General features: G+C 64.6%; 18 protein-coding genes. 12 read left to right on the forward strand and 6 right to left on the reverse strand.

The window, feature by feature from the left end; genetic code table 11:
* Positions 1 to 330: 330 nt before the first annotated feature.
* The 5 genes from CXQ81_RS00175 to CXQ81_RS00195 all read left to right on the forward strand — a co-directional run bounded on the left by CXQ81_RS00175 (position 331) and on the right by CXQ81_RS00195 (position 5,687).
* Positions 331 to 1,686: a pitrilysin family protein gene (locus CXQ81_RS00175; protein WP_007921220.1), complete on the forward strand. Its 1,356-nt coding sequence runs from the start codon at positions 331 to 333 to the stop codon at positions 1,684 to 1,686.
* Positions 1,679 to 3,169, forward strand: a complete 1,491-nt coding sequence (locus CXQ81_RS00180) for a pitrilysin family protein (RefSeq protein ID WP_007921222.1) — start codon at positions 1,679 to 1,681, stop codon at positions 3,167 to 3,169. The genes CXQ81_RS00175 and CXQ81_RS00180 overlap by 8 nt, the downstream gene beginning before the upstream one ends.
* Positions 3,169 to 3,789: a 16S rRNA (guanine(966)-N(2))-methyltransferase RsmD gene (rsmD, locus tag CXQ81_RS00185; RefSeq protein WP_101336197.1), complete on the forward strand. Its 621-nt coding sequence runs from the start codon at positions 3,169 to 3,171 to the stop codon at positions 3,787 to 3,789. The genes CXQ81_RS00180 and rsmD overlap by 1 nt, the downstream gene beginning before the upstream one ends.
* A gap of 63 nt (positions 3,790 to 3,852) precedes the next feature.
* Complete coding sequence (locus CXQ81_RS00190; RefSeq protein ID WP_007921225.1) at positions 3,853 to 4,857, forward strand: hydrolase; 1,005 nt, start codon at positions 3,853 to 3,855, stop codon at positions 4,855 to 4,857.
* A complete protein-coding gene (locus CXQ81_RS00195; protein WP_053262997.1) occupies positions 4,854 to 5,687 on the forward strand; it encodes an AraC family transcriptional regulator in 834 nt (277 codons plus the stop codon). The genes CXQ81_RS00190 and CXQ81_RS00195 overlap by 4 nt, the downstream gene beginning before the upstream one ends.
* 121 nt (positions 5,688 to 5,808) lie before the next feature.
* On the opposite strand, the gene CXQ81_RS00200 is transcribed toward CXQ81_RS00195, so the two are convergent.
* Both CXQ81_RS00200 and CXQ81_RS00205 read right to left on the reverse strand, forming a co-directional pair.
* Complete coding sequence (locus tag CXQ81_RS00200; RefSeq protein WP_101336198.1) at positions 5,809 to 6,663, reverse strand: sulfurtransferase; 855 nt, start codon at positions 6,661 to 6,663, stop codon at positions 5,809 to 5,811.
* A 39-nt stretch (positions 6,664 to 6,702) separates the two neighbouring features.
* On the reverse strand, positions 6,703 to 7,374 hold the full coding sequence (locus CXQ81_RS00205) for a TetR/AcrR family transcriptional regulator (RefSeq protein WP_101336199.1): 672 nt from the start codon (positions 7,372 to 7,374) through the stop codon (positions 6,703 to 6,705).
* A 145-nt stretch (positions 7,375 to 7,519) separates the two neighbouring features.
* On the opposite strand from CXQ81_RS00205, the gene CXQ81_RS00210 reads away from it, so the two are divergent.
* From CXQ81_RS00210 to CXQ81_RS00230, 5 genes are all read left to right on the forward strand, one after another.
* A complete protein-coding gene (locus CXQ81_RS00210) occupies positions 7,520 to 8,950 on the forward strand; it encodes a coniferyl aldehyde dehydrogenase (protein ID WP_053263000.1) in 1,431 nt (476 codons plus the stop codon).
* Positions 8,951 to 8,976: 26 nt separating this feature from the next.
* Entirely contained in the window at positions 8,977 to 9,522 is a 546-nt protein-coding gene (locus CXQ81_RS00215) for a twin-arginine translocation pathway signal protein (RefSeq protein ID WP_101336200.1), read from the forward strand.
* 156 nt (positions 9,523 to 9,678) lie between these two features.
* Complete coding sequence (locus tag CXQ81_RS00220) at positions 9,679 to 11,274, forward strand: GMC family oxidoreductase (RefSeq protein ID WP_007921255.1); 1,596 nt, start codon at positions 9,679 to 9,681, stop codon at positions 11,272 to 11,274.
* Positions 11,275 to 11,389: 115 nt separating this feature from the next.
* A complete protein-coding gene (coaD, locus tag CXQ81_RS00225; protein WP_003229157.1) occupies positions 11,390 to 11,869 on the forward strand; it encodes a pantetheine-phosphate adenylyltransferase in 480 nt (159 codons plus the stop codon).
* A gap of 157 nt (positions 11,870 to 12,026) precedes the next feature.
* A complete protein-coding gene (locus tag CXQ81_RS00230; RefSeq protein WP_007921257.1) occupies positions 12,027 to 12,278 on the forward strand; it encodes a YfhL family 4Fe-4S dicluster ferredoxin in 252 nt (83 codons plus the stop codon).
* Between the two features lie 128 nt (positions 12,279 to 12,406).
* Here the strand turns inward: CXQ81_RS00230 and mutM are convergent, their stop codons facing one another.
* Both mutM and CXQ81_RS00240 read right to left on the reverse strand, forming a co-directional pair.
* Positions 12,407 to 13,219, reverse strand: coding sequence for a bifunctional DNA-formamidopyrimidine glycosylase/DNA-(apurinic or apyrimidinic site) lyase (gene mutM, locus CXQ81_RS00235; RefSeq protein WP_007921258.1), 813 nt, complete (start codon positions 13,217 to 13,219; stop codon positions 12,407 to 12,409).
* 34 nt (positions 13,220 to 13,253) lie between these two features.
* The gene (locus CXQ81_RS00240; protein ID WP_164485824.1) at positions 13,254 to 14,066 is read right to left on the reverse strand and encodes an HDOD domain-containing protein; all 813 of its coding nucleotides are present in this window, start codon (positions 14,064 to 14,066) and stop codon (positions 13,254 to 13,256) included.
* 275 nt (positions 14,067 to 14,341) lie between these two features.
* Here CXQ81_RS00240 and CXQ81_RS00245 point away from each other — a divergent pair, with 275 nt between their 5' ends.
* Positions 14,342 to 15,538 (forward strand): class I SAM-dependent rRNA methyltransferase, encoded by a 1,197-nt coding sequence (locus tag CXQ81_RS00245; RefSeq protein WP_007921262.1) that lies wholly within the window; start codon positions 14,342 to 14,344, stop codon positions 15,536 to 15,538.
* Between the two features lie 78 nt (positions 15,539 to 15,616).
* On the opposite strand, the gene CXQ81_RS00250 is transcribed toward CXQ81_RS00245, so the two are convergent.
* Positions 15,617 to 16,180, reverse strand: coding sequence for a hypothetical protein (locus tag CXQ81_RS00250; RefSeq protein ID WP_101336201.1), 564 nt, complete (start codon positions 16,178 to 16,180; stop codon positions 15,617 to 15,619).
* 310 nt (positions 16,181 to 16,490) lie between these two features.
* Between CXQ81_RS00250 and ilvD the strand changes: the two genes are divergently transcribed.
* Complete coding sequence (gene ilvD, locus CXQ81_RS00255; RefSeq protein WP_101336202.1) at positions 16,491 to 18,332, forward strand: dihydroxy-acid dehydratase; 1,842 nt, start codon at positions 16,491 to 16,493, stop codon at positions 18,330 to 18,332.
* A gap of 169 nt (positions 18,333 to 18,501) precedes the next feature.
* Here ilvD and CXQ81_RS00260 read toward each other — a convergent pair whose 3' ends face one another.
* Positions 18,502 to 19,557 carry a phosphorylcholine phosphatase gene (locus CXQ81_RS00260; RefSeq protein WP_101336203.1) on the reverse strand — a complete coding sequence of 352 codons (1,056 nt, stop codon included), beginning with the start codon at positions 19,555 to 19,557 and terminating at the stop codon, positions 18,502 to 18,504.
* Positions 19,558 to 19,559 lie beyond the last annotated feature (2 nt).

The following is a 19,559-nucleotide window of genomic DNA, read 5'->3' on the forward strand; positions in this document are numbered from 1 at the left end:
CGCGCCATCAAGGCGCACCGGCAAATAAATATTCGATGCAGAACAGACTGCGTTTCCGCCGGCTTGTTCACGCGCAACATTTTGTCGAGGTGCCCAATGGCATCTCAAGGATCGATTTTACTAAAGGACTGAAACGGCAAAATCGGCGAAAAGTCGAAGTTTAGCTGGTAAATCCAGACTTCTTGCCGGAAACCCATACAACCTGATCAAGCACACTCTGATCTGTGAAGGCCTGATAGGCGTGGCCGCCAGTAAAACGGATCAGTATCCTAGCACCTCCTCGCCCGTAGGCTAAGACCAAGCGGGCAGTCCAACAGGTTTAAAAAACGAATGAATGCTCTAGCCCGCCGCGCCGCAGGCCTGCTGCTCAGTACGGTTTGTCTGCCCCTTTCAGCCTTGGCTGCCGATCCACAACCCACCCACGAATTCACCCTCGACAACGGTCTCAAGGTCGTGGTCCGCGAAGACCATCGGGCTCCGGTCGTGGTCTCCCAGGTCTGGTACAAAGTCGGCTCCAGCTACGAAACCCCGGGCCAGACCGGTTTGTCCCACGCCCTGGAACACATGATGTTCAAAGGCAGCGAAAAGGTCGGCCCCGGCGAAGCCTCGCTGATCCTGCGCGACCTGGGCGCCGAAGAGAACGCCTTCACCAGCGACGATTTCACCGCCTATTACCAGGTGCTGGCCCGTGACCGCCTGGGCGTGGCCTTCGAGCTGGAAGCCGATCGCATGGCCAGCCTGCGCCTGCCGCCCGACGAGTTCAGCCGCGAAATCGAAGTGATCAAGGAAGAGCGCCGCCTGCGCACCGACGACAAGCCGATGTCCAAGGCCTTCGAGCGCTTCAAGGCGATGGCCTACCCGGCCAGCGGCTACCACACGCCGACCATCGGCTGGATGGCCGACCTCAACCGGATGAAGGTCGAGGAATTGCGCCACTGGTATGAATCCTGGTACGTGCCGAACAACGCCACCCTGGTGGTGGTCGGCGACGTGACCCCGGACGAAGTCAAAACCCTGGCCCAACGTTATTTCGGCGCCATTCCCAAGCGCGCCGTGCCCGCGGCGAAGATTCCCCTGGAACTGGCCGAGCCCGGCGAGCGGCAGATCACCCTGCGGGTGAAGACCCAGCTGCCGAGCGTGATGCTGGCCTTCAACGTGCCAAGCATCGCCACTGCCGAAGACAAGCATTCGGTGCACGCCCTGCGCCTGATCGCCGCGCTGCTCGACGGCGGCTACAGCGCCCGCATCCCGACGCGCCTGGAGCGCGGCGAAGAGCTGGTGTCCGGCGGCTCGTCGAGCTTCGACGCCTACACCCGCGGCGACAGCCTGTTCCTGCTTTCGGCCATGCCCAACAGCCAGAAGAAGAAAACCATCGCCCAGGCCGAAGCCGGGCTGTGGCGCCTGCTCGAAGAGCTGAAAACCACCCCGCCGACCGCTGAAGAACTGGAACGCGTGCGCGCCCAGGTGATCGCCGGCCTGGTCTACGAGCGTGACTCCATCACCAGCCAGGCCACCGCCATCGGCCAGCTGGAAACCGTCGGCCTGTCCTGGAAGCTTATGGACACCGAACTGGCCGAACTGCAAAGCGTGACCCCTGAAGACATTCAGAAGGCCGCCCGTACCTATTTCACCCGCGAACGCCTGAGCGTTGCCCACGTATTGCCTGAGGAGTCCGCTCATGAGTAAGCGCAAAAGCGCCAGCCCGGTCCTGCTCGGCCTGGCACTCGTGGCCCTGATCACCGCCGCCGGCCTTTATCTGCTGCGCGCGGACCAATCCGACGCCAGCCAGGCGCTGGACAAGGCCAAGAGCAGCCAGAAGCTGCAATCCTTGACCGAGCTCGACGGCAAGGCCCCAAGCCGCCGCAGCCTCGACATCAAGACCTGGAGCACCGCCGAAGGCGCCAAGGTGCTGTTCGTCGAAGCCCATGAGTTGCCGATGTTCGACATGCGCCTGACCTTCGCCGCCGGCAGCAGCCAGGATGGCGACGCGCCAGGCCTGGCGATGCTGACCAACGCCATGCTCAACGAAGGCGTGGCCGGCAAGGATGTCGGCGCGATCGCCGAAGGTTTCGAGGGCCTGGGTGCCGATTTCGGCAACGGTGCCTACAAGGACATGGCCATAGCGTCCCTGCGCAGCCTCAGCGCACCGGACAAACGCACGCCGGCCCTGCAGCTGTTCGCCGATGTCGTCGGCAAGCCGACCTTCCCGGCCGACTCCCTGGCGCGCATCAAGAACCAGATGCTCGCCGGCTTCGAGTACCAGAAGCAGAACCCCGGCAAGCTGGCGAGCCTGGAACTGATGAACCGCCTGTACGGCAGCCATCCGTATGCCCATTCCAGCGATGGCACCGCGCAGAGCGTGCCGCCGATCAGCCTGGCCCAACTGCGGGCGTTCCACGCCAAGGCCTATGCCGCCGGCAACGTGGTGATCGCATTGGTGGGCGACCTGTCGCGCAGCGATGCCGAGGCGATTGCCGCGCAGATCTCCGCCGCCCTGCCCAAAGGCCCGGCGCTGGCGAAAATCCCGCAACCGAGCGAGCCACAGGCCAGCATCGGCCATATCGAATACCCCTCCAGCCAGACCAGCCTGCTGCTGGCGCAACTGGGCATCGATCGTGACGACCCGGACTACGCCGCGTTGTCCCTGGGCAACCAGATCCTTGGCGGTGGCGGTTTTGGCACCCGACTGATGAGCGAGGTGCGCGAGAAGCGCGGCCTGACCTACGGCGTCTATTCCGGCTTCAGCCCGATGCAGGCCCGTGGCCCGTTCATGATCAACCTGCAGACCCGTGCCGAAATGAGCGAGGGCACCCTCAAGCTGGTGCAGGACGTGCTCGCCGACTACCTCAAGACCGGCCCGACCCAGAAGGAACTCGACGACGCCAAGCGCGAACTGGCCGGCAGCTTCCCGCTGTCCACCGCCAGCAACGCCGACATCGTCGGCCAACTGGGCGCCATCGGCTTCTACAACCTGCCGCTGAGCTATCTTGAAGACTTCATGCAGCAGTCCCAGAGCCTGACCGTGGAGCAGGTCCGGGACGTGCTGAACAAGCACCTGGGCGCCGACAAGATGGTCATCGTCACCGCCGGCCCGACCGTGCCGCAAAAGCCGTTGCCGGCCCCAACTGACAAACCCGCCGAGCAGCCGCTCGGGGTTCCGGAGCATTAATGGCCAGCCCATCGCGTCCCAGCAAGAAACCCGTCCATAACCAGCACAACGGTGTGGGCCAACTGCGCATCATCGGCGGCGAGTGGCGCAGCCGCCGCCTGAGCTTCCCCGATGTGCCGGGCCTGCGCCCGACTCCGGACCGGGTGCGCGAAACCCTGTTCAACTGGCTGGCGCCCTATGTCGCCGGGGCCAAGGTGCTCGACCTGTTCGCCGGCAGCGGCGCGCTGTTTCTCGAAGCCCTGTCCCGTGGCGCCGCCATGGGCCAGGCGCTGGATGCCAGCAACCTGGCCGTGTCGCGCCTGCGCGAACACCTGGGCACCCTGCGCTGCACCGTCGGCCAGGTGCAGACCGCCGACGCCCTGCGTTATCTGGAAACCCAGCCGGCCAGCCGTTTCGACCTGGTGTTCCTCGACCCGCCGTTCCATCAGAACCTGCTGCCGGCCGCCTGTGCCCTGCTGGAAGAACGCGACTGGCTGGCCGACGACGCCTGGGTCTATACCGAAAGTGAAACCGCGCCTTCGACCCTCGCCCTCCCGGCGAACTGGCGCCTGCACCGCGAGCAAAAATCCGGGCAGGTGTACTACGCCTTGTGGCAACGTACGGCAGGGATCGCCGGTTAAACCACTGGCCTGAAAAGGTGCGCAGCCCCGCCGGGGCCGCGCACCGCTGCTACGAGAATCACCGTGCCTATTCCGTCAGATCGTTTCATTCCCGCCTTCGGCCTCGGCAACCCGCACCTGCAGACCCTGTGGGGCCCGCTATGGCGCAAGACCACTCACCTCGAGCGCCAGCGCGAACGCCTGTGGCTCGACGACGGCGACTTTCTCGATCTCGACTGGCACGGCCCGCACTCCGCTACCGCGCCCCTGGTGCTGGTGCTGCACGGCCTGACCGGCTCTTCCAACTCGCCTTACGTGGCCGGCCTGCAAAAGGCCCTGGCGGGCCAGGGCTGGGCCAGCGCGGCGTTGAACTGGCGCGGCTGCTCGGGCGAACCCAACCTGCTGCCGCGCAGCTATCACTCGGGGGCCAGCGAAGACCTGGCCGCCGCCATCGACCACCTGCGCAGCAAACGCCCGCAGGCCCCGCTGTTCGCGGTGGGCTACTCGCTGGGCGGCAATGTATTGCTCAAGCACCTGGGGGAAAGCGGCAGCGCCAGCCAGCTGCAAGGCGCCGTCGCGGTATCGGTGCCGTTTCGCCTGGACCAGTGCGCCGACCGCATCGGCCAGGGGTTTTCCAAGGTCTACCAGGCGCATTTCATGCGCGAGATGTTGGCCTACATCAAGGACAAGCAACGCCAGTTCCAGCACGACGGGCGCCATGAGGGCCTGGCCGTGCTGGAGCGGCTGGGGCCACTGGAGAAGATGCGCACCTTCTGGGACTTCGACGGCCGGGTCACCGCGCCGCTGAATGGCTTTGCCGACGCCCAGGATTATTACCGGCGTGCCTCCAGCCGGTATTTCCTCGGGGAAATCCGCACACAAACCCTGATCATCCAGGCCGCGGACGATCCTTTCGTATTCCCCCACAGCCTGCCGGAAGCCGGTGAGCTGTCCGACAGCACCCACCTCGAGCTGCAGGCCAAGGGTGGGCACGTCGGTTTTGTCGAGGGTTCGGTGAAGACGCCGGGTTATTACCTGGAACGGCGCATTCCCCAGTGGCTGTCCAACCTGGGGGGCGAGTTGCGATGAACGGCGGCCAGGGCGAGTCGATCCGTTTCTGGCAGACCGCGCCCCTGGCCGGCGTGGAGTTGCTGGCCGCGCGCTACATCGAGCATCGCTTCGTGCCCCATGTGCATGACGGCTATGTGATCGGCATGATCATGGACGGCGCCCAGCGCTACCGTTATCGCGGCGCCGAGCATCTGGCGGGGCGTGGCACCCTGGTGCTGATCAACCCGGACGAGCTGCACACCGGCCACAAAGGCACCGAGGACGGCTGGCTGTACCGGGCGTTTTATCCGGACAACGCGCAGATCCTCGCCATGCTCGGCGAGCTGGAACTACCCACCGACAGCCTGCCGGCCTTCGGTGCCACGCTGTATCGCGACCCCGATCTGGTCAGCGGTTTCTGCCAGTTGCATCAACTGCTGGAAAGCCCGGCCACCGCCCTGCAACAACAGACCCTGTGGCGGGAAATGATGCTCTTGCTGCTGCGGCGTCACGCCGGAGTCAAGGCGCCGGGCAAACCCGGGCGGGAACACCGGGCGATCGTCCAGGCCAAGGAGTTGCTGCAAGCGCAGCTGGCCGCCCCGCCCTCCCTGGAGGAACTGGCCGCGGCGGTGAATCTCTCGCCGTTCCATTTCGCCCGGGTGTTCCGCCGCGCCACCGGCATGCCGCCGCACACCTGGCTGATGCAACAGCGCATCGCCCAGGCCCGGGCACTGCTGCGCGACGGCTGCCTGCCGCTGGAAGTGGCGACACAATTGGGGTTCGCCGACCAGAGCCATCTGAGCCGGCAGTTCAAGCAGGTCTACGGCGTGGGGCCGGCGGCCTATCGCAGCGCCCGCCAGTCCCTCTGAAACAGCGCCTGCCCCTGTAGGAGCGAAGCTTGCTCGCGAAAAATATCTCAGGCGACGTGGCCCTGCAGAAACAACGCAGCGCCTGGATCGCGAGCAAGCTTCGCTCCTACGGTGAGGGGCCTCAGTCGCCCGTGGCGACCGCGCGCTGCGGATCGGTGATCCATTCGCTCCAGGAGCCGGCATACAGCCTGCCCAGGGGATAACCGGCCAGGCACAGGGCGAACAGGTTGTGACAGGCGGTCACGCCCGAGCCGCAGTACGCCACCAGCTCGCTCGGCGAACGCTCGCCCAGCTTCGCGGCAAAGCGCTTCTTGAGCTGATCGGCCGGCAGAAAACGGCCATCGCTGTCCAGGTTGTCGGTGAAAGCCGCGCATTGCGCACCGGGGATATGCCCGGCCACCGGGTCGATCGGCTCCACCTCGCCGCGAAAACGTGGCTGGCCGCGGGCGTCGAGCAGGGTCAGGGTCGGCTGGCCGAGGCGCTTTTGCAGTTGCTCGGCACTCAACAACAGGGTTTTGTCGGGCAGGCCCGTGAAGTGGCCAAGGACATTGGTCGGTGGATCCAGGCTCAATGGCAGGCCCGCGGCGTGCCAGGCTTTCAAGCCGCCGTCGAGAATGAATACGCCGTCGCGCTTGCCCAGCCAGGCCAGCAGCCACCAGGCGCGGGCGGCATAGGCACCGGGGCCGTCGTCGTAAAGCACGATGTCACTGTCGGCGTCGATGCCCCAGGCTTGCAGGCGCGCGATCAACGTCGCCGGTTCGGGCAACGGATGGCGCCCGGTCACGCCCTTGACCACCCGGCCACTGAGGTCGCGTTCCAGATCGGCAAAATGCGCGCCGGCCAGATGCCCCCCGGCATAACTGCGCTGGCCGTAATCCGGGTCTTCCAGAGAAAAACGACAATCGAGAATCACCAGCCCGGGCTGCTCCAGGCGAGCGGCCAATTGCTGTGGACTGATCAGTTGCGCGATGGGCATGACGGGCTCCAGTAATTGAACGATGACTTGATCCAGATCCTACTGCACTTCTTCCAGGGCTTGCCCCAGGGGCACGTAAAACTCGCCGAACAGCGCGTTGACCTCCCCCCGGGCCTGGTCGGTGACAAATCCGGCCTCCAGCACCAGCACCTGGTACACACCGCGCTTGATGGCTTCTTCGCTCAGGTGCGCGGAGTTTTCCCGGGTGGTGCACAAAAAACGCACCCAGGAGGTAAGGATGATCCAGGCATTGAGGGTCAGGGACTCGATCTGCACCTTGTCCATCCGCAGGATGCCGGCCTCGACGAAACCTTCGTAGATCGCCGTGCCGTGGATCAGGCAGCGCTGGGAGAAGCGCCGATAACGGGCGGCCAGTTCGGCGTCGCTGTCGAGCAGGTGTTCCAGGTCACGGTGCAAGAAGCGATAGCGCCACATGGCGGCCAGCAGCTCCTGCAGGTAATAGCGCTTGTCCTCGACGGTCACGGTACGGCCCTGGGGCAGGCGCAGGAAGCTGTCGACCAGGGCTTCGTACTCGCAGAACAGCACGGCGATGATCGCCTGCTTGTTGGGGAAGTGGTAATACAGGTTGCCCGGCGAAATCTCCATGTGGGCCGCAATGTGATTGGTGCTGACACTGCGTTCGCCTTGCTGGTTGAACAGCTCCAGGCTGTTCTGGACGATACGTTCGCGGGTTTTTATGCGTGGGGCCATGAGCGTGGGCTTTAATCGAGAAGGCGTTGCCCGGCATCTTACGACCTATCCCCAACGGGATAAATCAAAGCCGGCCCGGGATGTCATTTGACATTTTAGAGCATAAACTCTAAAAATCTCCCACCCACAAAAACCGGAGCCGCCCATGTCTGCCGAAATCGCCTACTTGCCGGAAGCCCACCAGCAGCTGGATGAGCTCCACCGTCTGTTCGCCGCCCAGCGCCAGGCCTTCGCGGCCAACCCCATGCCGCCCGCCGCCCAGCGCCAGCAATGGCTCAAGAGCCTGCGCGAACTGCTCGACAGCGAACGTCAGGCCCTGATCGATGCCATCAGCGAAGATTTCAGCCATCGCAGCGCCGACGAAACCCTGCTCGCCGAAATCATGCCCAGCCTGCATGGCATCCACTACGCCAGCAAACACCTCAAGGGCTGGATGAAACCTTCGCGGCGCAAGGTCGGCGTGGCCTTCCAGCCGGCCTCGGCCAAGGTCGTCTACCAGCCATTGGGCGTGGTCGGGGTGATCGTGCCGTGGAACTACCCCCTGTACCTGGCCATCGGCCCGCTGGTGGGCGCGCTCGCCGCCGGCAACCGGGTGCTGCTCAAGCTCAGCGAGTCGACCCCCGCCACCGGCCTGCTGCTCAAGCGCCTGCTGGCCAAGGCGTTCCCCGAGGACCTGGTCGCCGTGGTGCTGGGCGAAGCCGACGTGGGCGTGGCCTTCTCCCGGCTGCCCTTCGATCACCTGCTGTTCACCGGCGCCACCAGCATCGGCAAGCATGTGATGCGCGCCGCGGCGGAAAACCTGACCCCGGTGACCCTGGAGCTGGGCGGCAAGTCTCCGGCCATCGTGTCCGACGACGTACCGCTCAAGGACGCCGCCGAACGCATCGCCTTCGGCAAGACCATGAACGCCGGCCAGACCTGCGTCGCCCCGGACTACGTGCTGGTCCCGGAACACCGCGTCGGCGCCTTCGTCGACGCCTATCGCCAGGTGGTCCGTGGTTTCTTCCCGACCCTGGTCGACAACCCCGACTACACCGCGATCATCAACCCGCGGCAGCTGGCGCGCCTGAACAGCTACATCAGCGACGCCACCAGCAAGGGCGCGCTGCTGATCCCGCTGTTCGAAGAGAACCAGGAACGGCGCATGGGCCACAGCCTGATGCTGAATGTCAGCGACGACATGACGGTGATGCAGGATGAGATCTTCGGCCCGATCCTGCCGATCGTGCCCTACACCGGCCTGGACCAGGCCTTCGCCTACATCAACCAGCGCCCTCGCCCGCTGGCGCTCTATTACTTCGGCTACGACAAGGCCGAGCAGGACCGGGTACTCAACGAAACCCACTCGGGCGGGGTCTGCCTCAACGACACCCTGCTGCACGTCGCCCAGGACGACATGCCGTTCGGCGGCATCGGCCACTCGGGCATGGGCCATTACCACGGTCACGAGGGCTTCCTGACCTTCAGCAAGGCCAAGGGGGTGCTGAGCAAGCAGCGCCTGAATGCCGCTCGGCTGATCTACCCGCCCTATGGCAAACCGATCCAGAAGCTGATCCAGAAGCTGTTCATCCGTTAACCAGACCATTGCGGGGAATAACAATAATGACTCCCAGCCTGCCTGCCGCACCCGTACTGTCGCGCCGTGGCCTGTTGAAAATCGGCCTGTGCGCCAGCGCGTTCCTGACCACCGCCGGCCTCGGCGCCAGCCTCAGCGGTTGCTCGTCCGGCACCCCTGCCAGCGGCTTTGCCGCATTGCGCAGCAGCGACCTGCCGATTCTGCGGGCGCTGCTCCCGGTCATGCTCGACGGCGCCGTGGCCGCCGAGAAGTTGCCGGCGGCGCTCGACGCCACCCTGAAAAGCCTGGATTACAGCCTCGACCACCTGTCGCCGGAAATGCTCAAGCTCACCCAGCAGCTGTTCGACGTGCTGGGCATGGGCATCACGCGCGGCCCCCTGACCGGCATCTGGGGCAGTTGGGAAAACGCCAGCGCCGAAGACATCCGCCAGTTTCTCAAGCGCTGGGAAACCAGCTCCCTCAGCCTGCTGCGCATGGGCCACGCGTCCCTGCTGCAACTGGTGATGATGGCCTGGTACAGCCGCCCCGAATCCTGGGCCCATTGCGGTTATCCCGGGCCGCCCAGGATCTGAAGACTGCTCGCTCTGTAGCCGCTGCCGAAGGCTGCGCTCGGCTCCGCAGGAGACGCGCTCCTGAAGCCCTCGGAAGGTCCTACGGACCTTGTCGCAGCCTTCGGCAGCGGCTACACAAGCACCCAGAAGCCCCAGAACAACTAGAGAGTGCCTGATATGCCTGTACCCGATCTGTTTCGCGAAGGCCTGGCCCGCGGCTGGAAAACCTACAACGGCGCGCAATTGCAGGAGGACCTGACCCTCGAAGCGGACGTCGCCATCATCGGCAGCGGCGCGGGCGGCGGCACCACCGCCGAGATTCTCAGCGCCGCCGGCTACAAGGTGCTGCTGATCGAGGAAGGGCCGCTCAAGACCAGCGACGACTTCAAGATGCTCGAGGACCAGGCCTACGCCAGCCTCTATCAGGAAGGCATCGGCCGTATGAGCAAGGATGGCGCCATCACCATCCTGCAAGGCCGGGCGGTCGGCGGCACCACCCTGATCAACTGGACGTCCAGCTTCCGTACCCCCGAGCCGACCCTGGAGCACTGGGCCAAGGAGCACGACGTCAAGGGCCACAGCCCGGCCGAGATGGCCCCCTGGTTCGCGAAGATGGAGCAACGCCTGGGGATCGCCCCGTGGATCATGCCGCCCAACGCCAACAACGACGTGATCAGGATCGGCTGCGAGAAACTCGGCTACAGCTGGCACGTGATCCCGCGCAACGTGCGCGGCTGCTGGAACCTCGGCTATTGCGGCATGGGCTGCCCGACCAACGCCAAGCAGTCGATGATGGTCACCACCATTCCCGCGACCCTGGAGAAAGGCGGCGAGCTGCTGTACCTGGCCCGCGCCGAGCGCCTGCAGATCAAGGGTGACCAGGTCGAAAGCCTGCTCTGCCTGGCCATGGACGAGCGCTGCGTGGCGCCCACCGGGCGCACCATCAAGGTCAAGGCCCGGCACTATGTGCTGGCCGGTGGCGGGATCAACAGCCCGGCCCTGCTGCTGCGCTCCGATGCTGCCGACCCGCACAAGCGCCTGGGCAAACGCACCTTCCTGCACCTGGTGAATTTTTCCGCCGGGCAGTTCGACCAGGTGATCAACCCCTTTTACGGGGCGCCGCAGTCGATCTACTCCGACCATTTCCAGTGGCTGGACGGCACCACCGGCAAAATGTCCTACAAACTCGAGGTGCCGCCGCTGCAACCGGCGCTGGCCGCCACCCTGCTCGGCGGTTTCGGCCCGCAGAGCGCCCTGAACATGCAGCAGTTGCCCCATACCCACGCCATGCTCGCGCTGCTGCGCGACGGTTTTCACCCGGACAGCAGCGGCGGCAGTGTGGAACTGCGCGGCGATGGCTCGCCGGTGCTCGACTATCAGGTCTCGGACTACGCCTGGGATGGCGTGCGCCGGGCCTTTCATAGCATGGCGCAGATCCAGTTCGCCGGCGGCGCCAAGGCAGTCATGCCGATGCACAGCGATGCCCGCTACGTGAAGACCCTGGCCGAGGCCAAGACACTGATCGACGGCCTGAACCTTGCGCTGTACCGCACCCGCCTGGGCAGCGCCCATGTGATGGGCGGCTGCGCCATGGGCGAAGACCCGAAAAACGCCGTCGCCGACAGCCTGGGCCGGCATCACCAGCTGGCCAATCTGTCGATCCACGACGGTTCGCTGTTCCCCACCAGCATCGGCGCCAATCCGCAACTGTCGGTCTACGGCCTGACCGCGCAACTGGCCACGGCCCTGGCCGAACGGCTGAAAAGCGGGTGAAAACGCCGCTTATTTTCGTCGTCTATAGTGCTTTCTTCCGTTACAGGCGACTTGGCCGACCGGAAAGGCTGCGATACCATCCGACTCCCCAACGGACTCCCGCCAGGACGACGCGATGAACCGAGTGTTGTACCCAGGTACCTTCGACCCTATTACCAAGGGCCATGGCGATCTGGTCGAACGCGCCTCGCGCCTGTTCGATCATGTGATCATCGCCGTCGCCGCCAGCCCGAAGAAAAACCCGCTTTTTCCCCTGGAACAGCGTGTGGAACTGGCTCGCGAGGTCACCAAGCATCTGCCGAACGTTGAAGTCGTCGGTTTTTCCACGCTGCTGGCGCATTTCGCCAAGGAGCAGAACGCCAATGTCTTCCTGCGGGGGCTGCGGGCGGTTTCGGACTTCGAATACGAATTCCAGCTGGCCAACATGAACCGCCAACTGGCGCCGGACGTGGAAAGCCTGTTCCTCACACCGTCGGAGCGTTATTCGTTCATTTCCTCGACCCTGGTCCGAGAAATCGCGGCATTGGGCGGCGATATCAGCAAGTTCGTGCATCCGGCCGTGGCCGACGCCCTGACTCTGCGCTTCAAGAAATAACCCCCGCGGGAGCTGGCGCAGCCCGCGCCAGCTCCCGCGCAGTCGACCTGCAAACGCCCCTCCCATCGCGCCCGCGTGCACTGCGCTCGCCAATGCGGCACAATTGCGCCATTGGTTTTTCAAATGCCTGGGCCCGCCGCCCCGGCCGGAGTGCCCCATGTCCCTGATCATCACCGACGATTGCATCAACTGCGACGTCTGCGAACCCGAGTGCCCGAACGCCGCGATCTCTCAAGGCGAAGAGATCTACGTGATCGACCCGAACCTGTGCACCCAATGCGTCGGCCACTATGACGAGCCGCAATGCCAGCAGGTCTGCCCGGTGGATTGCATCCCGCTGGACGAGGCCCACCCGGAAACCGAAGAAGAGTTGATGGCCAAGTACCGGAAGATCACCGGCAAGGCATAACACAGCCATCGAGACTTGCGACCGTAGCCGCTGCCGAAGGCTGCGATCGGCCGAAACGGCCGCGACGCCAGTAAGATCGCCACAGGTCCTACGGACCTATCGCAGCCTTCGGCAGCGGCTACAGGCGATCAGCTCTGGCATTTAGGGCAGAACACGCTCGCACGCTGCCCCAGCTTGATCTCTCGCAGCCCCGTGCCACAGACCTTGCAGTGTTCCCCGCCGCGCCCGTAGACGAACAGTTCCTGCTGGAAATAACCCGGCTGCCCGTCGCCGCCGATAAAGTCGCGCAGGGTGGTGCCGCCGCGCTCGATGGCCGCGGCCAGGATGCGCTTGATCTCGATCGCCAGCTTCAGGTAGCGCGCCCGGGAAATCCCCTTGGCTTCGCGACGCGGGTCGATGCCGGCGGCGAACAGCGCTTCGGTCGCGTAGATATTGCCCACCCCCACCACCACCGCGTTGTCCATGATGAACGGCTTGACCGCCATCGAACGTCCCCGCGACAGCTGATACAGGCGCTCGCCGTCGAACAGGTCGGTCAGCGGCTCCGGCCCCAGGCGGATCAGCAGCTCGTGGTTGAGCGGGTCCAGGCTCCAGAGCATCGCGCCAAAGCGCCGCGGGTCGGTGTAGCGCAGGGCCAGGCCGGACTCCAGCTCGATGTCGACGTGCTCGTGCTTGGCCGCCGGCAAGCCGACCTCCACCAGGCGCAGGTTGCCCGACATGCCCAGGTGACTGATCAGGGTGCCGACTTCGGCATTGATCAGCAGGTACTTGGCGCGGCGCTCGACCTTGACGATCTGCTGGCCGGACAGGCGCACATCGAGGTCCTCCGGAATCGGCCAGCGCAGGCGCCGCTCGCGCACGATCACGCGGCTGACGCGCTGCCCTTCCAGGTGCGGCGCGATACCGCGCCGGGTGGTTTCGACTTCCGGTAATTCAGGCATGTGCGCCTCGTGTTCTCTATAACGTGGTCGGGAATCAGTGCGCGCCCAGTTCGCGCACAGTTTCCTTGAGGTTCTCGAAGTCGTAGTCGGACAGACCGACGTAATCGAGGATCAGATGGCCGATGCTGTTCCATTCATGATCATCGACCTGATTGCCCAGCACCCGGTAGGACGCGCAGATATGCTCGGCCATTTTCAGGATCGCCAGCAGGTTCTTCAGCTGGCTGTTGCGCGACGACTCGTCGCTGAAGATCGCCAGGGCGTTGTGGTGATTGGCGATGGCGTTGGTCACGTGCTCCGGCAGGCGCCAGGACTTGGCCGTGTAGTAACCGACCACCGCGTGGTTGGTATTGAACGCACGGTTTTCCGTATCCACCACGCGGTTCTCGGGGCCCGCGCTGGCGTAGGCCTCTTCCAGCACCGTCATGTAGTCGGGGAAGCGCTTGAGCATCAGCGGCACGCCGCAATCGTGGAACAGGCCCAGGGCATAAGCCTCGTCGACCGCTTGCGAGCCGGTGCGCTTGGCCAGGGTCAGGCAGGTCATCGCCACATCCTGGGCGGTGTCCCAGAAGCGGTTGAGGGTGACGATGGTTTCGTCGCTCATCTCGCCCTTGATCGACTGCGCGTTGATCAGGTTGATGATCGAACGGCTGCCCAGCAGGTTCACCGCGCGCTGGATCGAGGCGATCTTGTTGCTCAGCCCGTAATACGGCGAGTTGACGATTTTCAGCAGGGCGCCGGAAAGGCCCGGGTCCTGGGAGATCAGCCGCGCGATCACTTCCAGGTCAGGGTCGGGCATGTACTGCTCCATCTGCAAATCCACCATGATCTGCGGTTGGGGCGGCACACTGATGCCTTGCAGGGCCTGTTGAATCTGTTCGGCGGAAAGCTCTTGGGACATCGCTTGGGACATAGGTACGCACTCTGGGCTAGGCGGCGATTCTAACCCTTTAGATGGCGCCCATGGCCAGCCGAAAGGAACTTTACAACGGGCGCCTCGGGGCAATGCCGGGCCGGCGCGGGATATCCACGGCGAGTTTGCCATGTCACCGCATATCCACTCGCCAGCCTCTCGGCGAGCGCAACACGTTATACTCCCGCTCTTTTTTCCGGAGCGACGTCATGTCCCTGCCAAGCCTGCGCCTCAAAGCCAACGCCGATCGCCGCCTGCGCGCCGGCCACCTGTGGGTCTACAGCAACGAAATCGATGTAGCCGCCACCCCACTCCACGGCTTCAAGGCAGGCGACCAGGCAGTGCTGGAAGCCGCCGGCGGCAAGCCGCTGGGCGTCGTCGCCATGAGCCCGAACAACCTGATCTGCGCCCGCCTGCTGTCGCGCGACGCCAAGCTGGCGCTGGACAAGTCGCTGCTGGTGCACCGTCTGAACGTGGCCCTGTCGCTGCGCGAGCGCCTGTTCGACAAGCCGTTCTACCGCCTGGTCTACGGCGACTCCGACCTGCTGCCGGGCCTGGTGGTCGACCGTTTCGGCGACATCCTCGTCGTGCAGTTGGCTTCGGCGACCATGGAACAGCACAAGGACGACGTGATCGCCGCCCTGGTCCAGGTCCTCAAGCCAAGCGGCATCCTGTTCAAGAACGACTCCGCCGCGCGTGATGCCGAAGGCCTCAACCGCTACGTGGAAACCGTGTTCGGCCTGGTGCCGGAGTGGGTCGCCCTGGAAGAGAACGGCGTGAAGTTCGAGGCCCCGGTGATGGAAGGCCAGAAGACCGGCTGGTTCTACGACCACCGCATGAACCGCGCCCGCCTGGCGCCTTACGCCAAGGGCAAGCGCGTACTGGACCTGTTCAGCTACATCGGCGGCTGGGGTGTACAGGCCGGTGCCTTCGGTGCCAGCGAAGTGTTCTGCGTCGATGCCTCGGGTTTCGCCCTTGACGGTGTCGAGCGCAACGCCGCGCTCAACGGCATCGCCGAGAAAGTCACCTGCATCGAAGGCGACGTGTTCGAAGCCCTGAAAGAACTCAAGGCCGCCGAAGAGCGTTTCGACGTGATCGTCGCCGACCCGCCTGCCTTCATCAAACGCAAGAAAGACCTGAAGAACGGCGAAGGCGCCTACCGCCGCCTGAACGAACAGGCCATGCGCCTGCTCAGCAAGGACGGCATCCTGGTCAGCGCGTCGTGCTCGATGCACCTGCCCGAAGACGACCTGCAGAACATCCTGCTCACCAGCGCCCGCCACCTGGACCGCAATATCCAACTGCTGGAACGCGGCGGCCAAGGCCCGGACCACCCGGTGCACCCGGCCATCCCGGAAACCCGCTACATCAAGAGCATCACCTGCCGCCTGCTGCCTAACAGCTGAGCCTGACTGGACGCCCCTTGCCCCTCGCGGCAAGGGGCGCCCAAGCCGAGTGCCCCCTCCTCACCCAAGACTCAGCGCTCAGGCGACCTGCGCCCGACGGCGCGCGCACCATAAATTGCCGAGGAACATGGCGCCGGAGAACGCGAGGGTCGGTGCGGCAAAAAACGCCAGGGACAGCAACCCGCTCTTGAACGGGTCGAGGTGGCGGTGCTGGATCCATAGCTTGAACAGCCACTGCACCAGCCAGGGCATCGGCAAAGCCAGCAGCACCCAGGCACCGTTAGCCAGCAGGCGCCGCCACAGGTCAGCACGCCCCCGCAGCAGCGTGGCACTGAGCAGGGTCATCAGCAGCAGGCTGGCCATCACACCCAACCCCACGCCAAGGGTGAAGGGCAGGCCACGACAGGCCCACACCAGCCCCGCCGCACCCAGCGCCACCAGCAGCATCGCGATCCAGATCCGCGGCTGGCGTCGCTGCTCGGCCAGCAGCTGCAGCAGCCCGCCGCCCGCCAACAGGGCAGCCGCCAGCGCAGCCATGGCGACACCGGACAAGTCGCTGCAGAGGACGGTCCACATCAGCAGCAGGCCCTGCGCCAGGCCGATGGCAAGGTAGAACCTCAGGGATCGCAGCGTCGCGGACATTCCAGCTCCATTGGAAGGTGATCGAAGGCCGGCGAGTCTAAACCAGTCCCTGATCGCCGGCTGCCCATTTCCATATCCAGGCATTCGACGCCGTAGAGCGGCCACGGCATTCCTTCCTGGCGCCAGCGGTGTAGAATCGCGAGATTCATCGCCAGTCATCCCCCGGCGGGTTTATGAGCTCAGGCTGAGGCGCGCGGCGATCCCGCGGCGTCATCGGCAGCTTCAGGACACACGGCCATTTCTGAGTGTTCCAGGGGTCAATAGAAGCTCACTCCCCATTTGTTACCTGATTAGCCGCCCGGAGTGCTCCATGCCTGATTACCGCTCGAAAACATCCACCCACGGCCGCAACATGGCCGGCGCCCGCGCACTGTGGCGCGCCACGGGGATGAAAGATGACGACTTCAAGAAGCCGATCATCGCCATTGCCAACTCCTTCACCCAGTTCGTCCCGGGCCACGTGCACCTCAAGGACCTGGGCCAGCTGGTCGCCCGCGAAATCGAACGCGCCGGCGGCGTGGCCAAGGAATTCAACACCATCGCCGTGGATGACGGCATCGCCATGGGCCACGACGGCATGCTGTATTCGCTGCCGAGCCGCGAGATCATCGCCGACTCCGTGGAGTACATGGTCAACGCCCACTGCGCCGACGCCATCGTCTGCATCTCCAACTGCGACAAGATCACCCCCGGCATGCTGATGGCCGCCCTGCGCCTGAACATCCCGGTGATCTTCGTCTCCGGCGGCCCGATGGAAGCCGGCAAGACCAAGCTCGCCGCCCACGGCCTCGACCTGGTCGACGCCATGGTGATCGCCGCCGACTCCAGCGCTTCTGACGAGAAGGTCGCCGAGTACGAGCGCAGCGCCTGCCCGACCTGCGGTTCCTGCTCCGGCATGTTCACCGCCAACTCGATGAACTGCCTGACCGAGGCCCTGGGCCTGGCCCTGCCGGGCAACGGTTCGACCCTGGCCACCCACAGCGACCGCGAACAGCTGTTCCTGCAGGCCGGCCGCACTATCGTCGAGCTGTGCAAGCGCTACTACGGCGACAACGACGAGTCGGTGCTGCCGCGCAACATCGCCAACTTCAAGGCGTTCGAGAACGCCATGATGCTCGACATCGCCATGGGCGGTTCGACCAACACCATCCTGCACCTGCTGGCCGCCGCCCAGGAAGCCGAGATCGATTTCGACCTGCGCGACATCGACCGCCTGTCCCGCAGCGTGCCGCAACTGTGCAAGGTGGCGCCGAACATCCAGAAGTACCACATGGAAGATGTGCACCGTGCCGGCGGCATCTTCAGCATCCTCGGCTCCCTGGCCCGCGGCGGTCTGCTGCACACCGACCTGCCGACCGTGCACAGCCGTAGCATGGAAGAAGCCATCGCCAAGTGGGACATCACCCAGACCAACGACGAAGCGGTGCATCACTTCTTCAAGGCGGGCCCGGCCGGTATCCCGACCCAGACCGCATTCAGCCAGTCGACCCGCTGGCCGAGCCTCGACGACGACCGTGAAAACGGCTGCATCCGCAGTGTCGAGCACGCCTACTCGAAAGAAGGCGGCCTGGCCGTGCTGTACGGCAACATCGCCCTGGACGGCTGCGTGGTGAAGACCGCCGGCGTCGATGAGTCGATCCACGTCTTCGAAGGCAACGCGAAGATCTTCGAAAGCCAGGACAGCGCGGTGCGCGGCATCCTCGCCGACGAAGTGAAGGAAGGCGACATCGTCATCATTCGCTACGAAGGTCCGAAAGGCGGCCCGGGCATGCAGGAAATGCTCTACCCGACCTCCTACCTGAAGTCCAAGGGCCTGGGCAAAGCCTGCGCCCTGCTGACCGACGGCCGCTTCTCCGGCGGTACTTCGGGTCTGTCCATCGGCCACGCTTCGCCAGAGGCAGCGGCGGGCGGCGCCATCGGCCTGGTTCAGGACGGCGACAAGGTGCTGATCGACATTCCGAACCGCTCGATCAACCTGTTGGTCAGCGACGAAGAACTGGCCGCGCGCCGTGTCGAGCAGGACAAGAAAGGCTGGAAGCCGGTGGAAAAACGCCCACGCAAGGTGACCACTGCCCTGAAGGCCTACGCCCTGCTGGCCACCAGCGCCGACAAGGGCGCGGTGCGCAACAAGGCGATGCTCGACGGTCTGTGATTGCCAGCCACTGAATGAAAATGCCCCGCCAAGTGCGGGGCATTTTTTTGTCTGGAGATCGGCCTCTGCGAGGCCTGTCGCGGGTAAGTCGGATCGCCGCCCGCTCGCTCCTACAGGCGGCACTGATCCTGTAGGAGCGAGGCTTGCCCGCGATGGATTCAACCCGTTCTTACTGAATGTCCTCCGGCTTGACGATCACCCAGTTCTTGTCCGCCGTCACCGGCAGCCCTTCCTTGGCCTGGGCCGCGGCGTGCTTGGCCATCATGCCGTTGATCTGGGCCATGTACTTGTCCTTGCGGTTGACCCACAGGTGGATGCCGCCCTTGGCCACGTCGACACCGTGGAACAGCATGTAGCCATCGCTGGTCGGGGTGTCGCCGCCCACCAGCACCGGTTTTTTCCACTCGTCGATGTAAGTCAGGATCGCCGCGTGCTTGCCGGCCATCCAGGTCGCCGGGGTCCACAGGTAAGGGGTCAGTTCCAGGCCGAGGTTGGCCTTCTCGTCATACTTGCCGGCGGTGATCTGCTTGCGCGCGGTGGTCAGCTCGCCGGTCTTGCGGTCCTTGAGCAAGGTGGTCACGCCGATGACGTTCTGCGGCTTGACGTTGTAGCCGTACTTCGGATCGGACGCGACCATGCGCACCAGTTCCTCGGAGGCGGCGGTCATCACGTAGACCTCGATGCCGTTCTCCATCAGCTTGTTGTACAGCTCTTTCTGGCCGGTGAAGATTTTCGGCGGATTGATCTCGGTGTTCTTGACCACGTCGCCTTCGAAATAGGTGGCCGGCACCGGCTTGCCCGAGGCCATCAATTCGTCGACATAGCCCTTGAGTTCCTTGAGGGTGAAGCCGGAGAACACCTGCGCCACCCAGGGGTAGCAGACCATGTCGTCGATTTCACAGAGGCGGTAGTAATAGCTGAACAGGCTTTCCTTGTGCTCGGCGGTGTCCTTGAACGGCATCAGCTTCAGGGAGGGGTCGAGGGTCTCGCGGGTGATCAGGCCCTTGTTCTCCATGAACGGCAGCAGCGACTCTTCCAGGTCGTAGCGGTAACTGGTGTTGTCCATGTCGAACACCGCGTAGTTACCCTTGTTGGCGTTGGCCGCGATCATCGCGTCCAGTTGCTTGGCCTGGTCCGCGGGCCAGTGCTTCAAGTCGGTGGCGAGAACCTGGCCGGCAAGGCCCAGGCAGAGTGCGGCAACCAGAAATTTCGGAGCGAGTTTCATCG

It is taken from the genome of Pseudomonas sp. 09C 129, from assembly GCF_002843625.1.
GTDB lineage: Bacteria > Pseudomonadota > Gammaproteobacteria > Pseudomonadales > Pseudomonadaceae > Aquipseudomonas > Aquipseudomonas chlororaphis.

Coding starts and splice junctions, on each gene's coding strand:
- CXQ81_RS00175 (WP_007921220.1), top strand. CDS start 331: ATGAATGCTCTAGCCCGCCGCGCCGCAGGCCTGCTGCTCAGTACGGTT.
- CXQ81_RS00180 (WP_007921222.1), top strand. CDS start 1,679: ATGAGTAAGCGCAAAAGCGCCAGCCCGGTCCTGCTCGGCCTGGCACTC.
- rsmD (WP_101336197.1), top strand. CDS start 3,169: ATGGCCAGCCCATCGCGTCCCAGCAAGAAACCCGTCCATAACCAGCAC.
- CXQ81_RS00195 (WP_053262997.1), top strand. CDS start 4,854: ATGAACGGCGGCCAGGGCGAGTCGATCCGTTTCTGGCAGACCGCGCCC.
- CXQ81_RS00200 (WP_101336198.1), bottom strand. CDS start 6,663: ATGCCCATCGCGCAACTGATCAGTCCACAGCAATTGGCCGCTCGCCTG.
- CXQ81_RS00205 (WP_101336199.1), bottom strand. CDS start 7,374: ATGGCCCCACGCATAAAAACCCGCGAACGTATCGTCCAGAACAGCCTG.
- CXQ81_RS00210 (WP_053263000.1), top strand. CDS start 7,520: ATGTCTGCCGAAATCGCCTACTTGCCGGAAGCCCACCAGCAGCTGGAT.
- CXQ81_RS00215 (WP_101336200.1), top strand. CDS start 8,977: ATGACTCCCAGCCTGCCTGCCGCACCCGTACTGTCGCGCCGTGGCCTG.
- CXQ81_RS00220 (WP_007921255.1), top strand. CDS start 9,679: ATGCCTGTACCCGATCTGTTTCGCGAAGGCCTGGCCCGCGGCTGGAAA.
- coaD (WP_003229157.1), top strand. CDS start 11,390: ATGAACCGAGTGTTGTACCCAGGTACCTTCGACCCTATTACCAAGGGC.
- CXQ81_RS00230 (WP_007921257.1), top strand. CDS start 12,027: ATGTCCCTGATCATCACCGACGATTGCATCAACTGCGACGTCTGCGAA.
- mutM (WP_007921258.1), bottom strand. CDS start 13,219: ATGCCTGAATTACCGGAAGTCGAAACCACCCGGCGCGGTATCGCGCCG.
- CXQ81_RS00245 (WP_007921262.1), top strand. CDS start 14,342: ATGTCCCTGCCAAGCCTGCGCCTCAAAGCCAACGCCGATCGCCGCCTG.
- CXQ81_RS00250 (WP_101336201.1), bottom strand. CDS start 16,180: ATGTCCGCGACGCTGCGATCCCTGAGGTTCTACCTTGCCATCGGCCTG.
- ilvD (WP_101336202.1), top strand. CDS start 16,491: ATGCCTGATTACCGCTCGAAAACATCCACCCACGGCCGCAACATGGCC.
- CXQ81_RS00260 (WP_101336203.1), bottom strand. CDS start 19,557: ATGAAACTCGCTCCGAAATTTCTGGTTGCCGCACTCTGCCTGGGCCTT.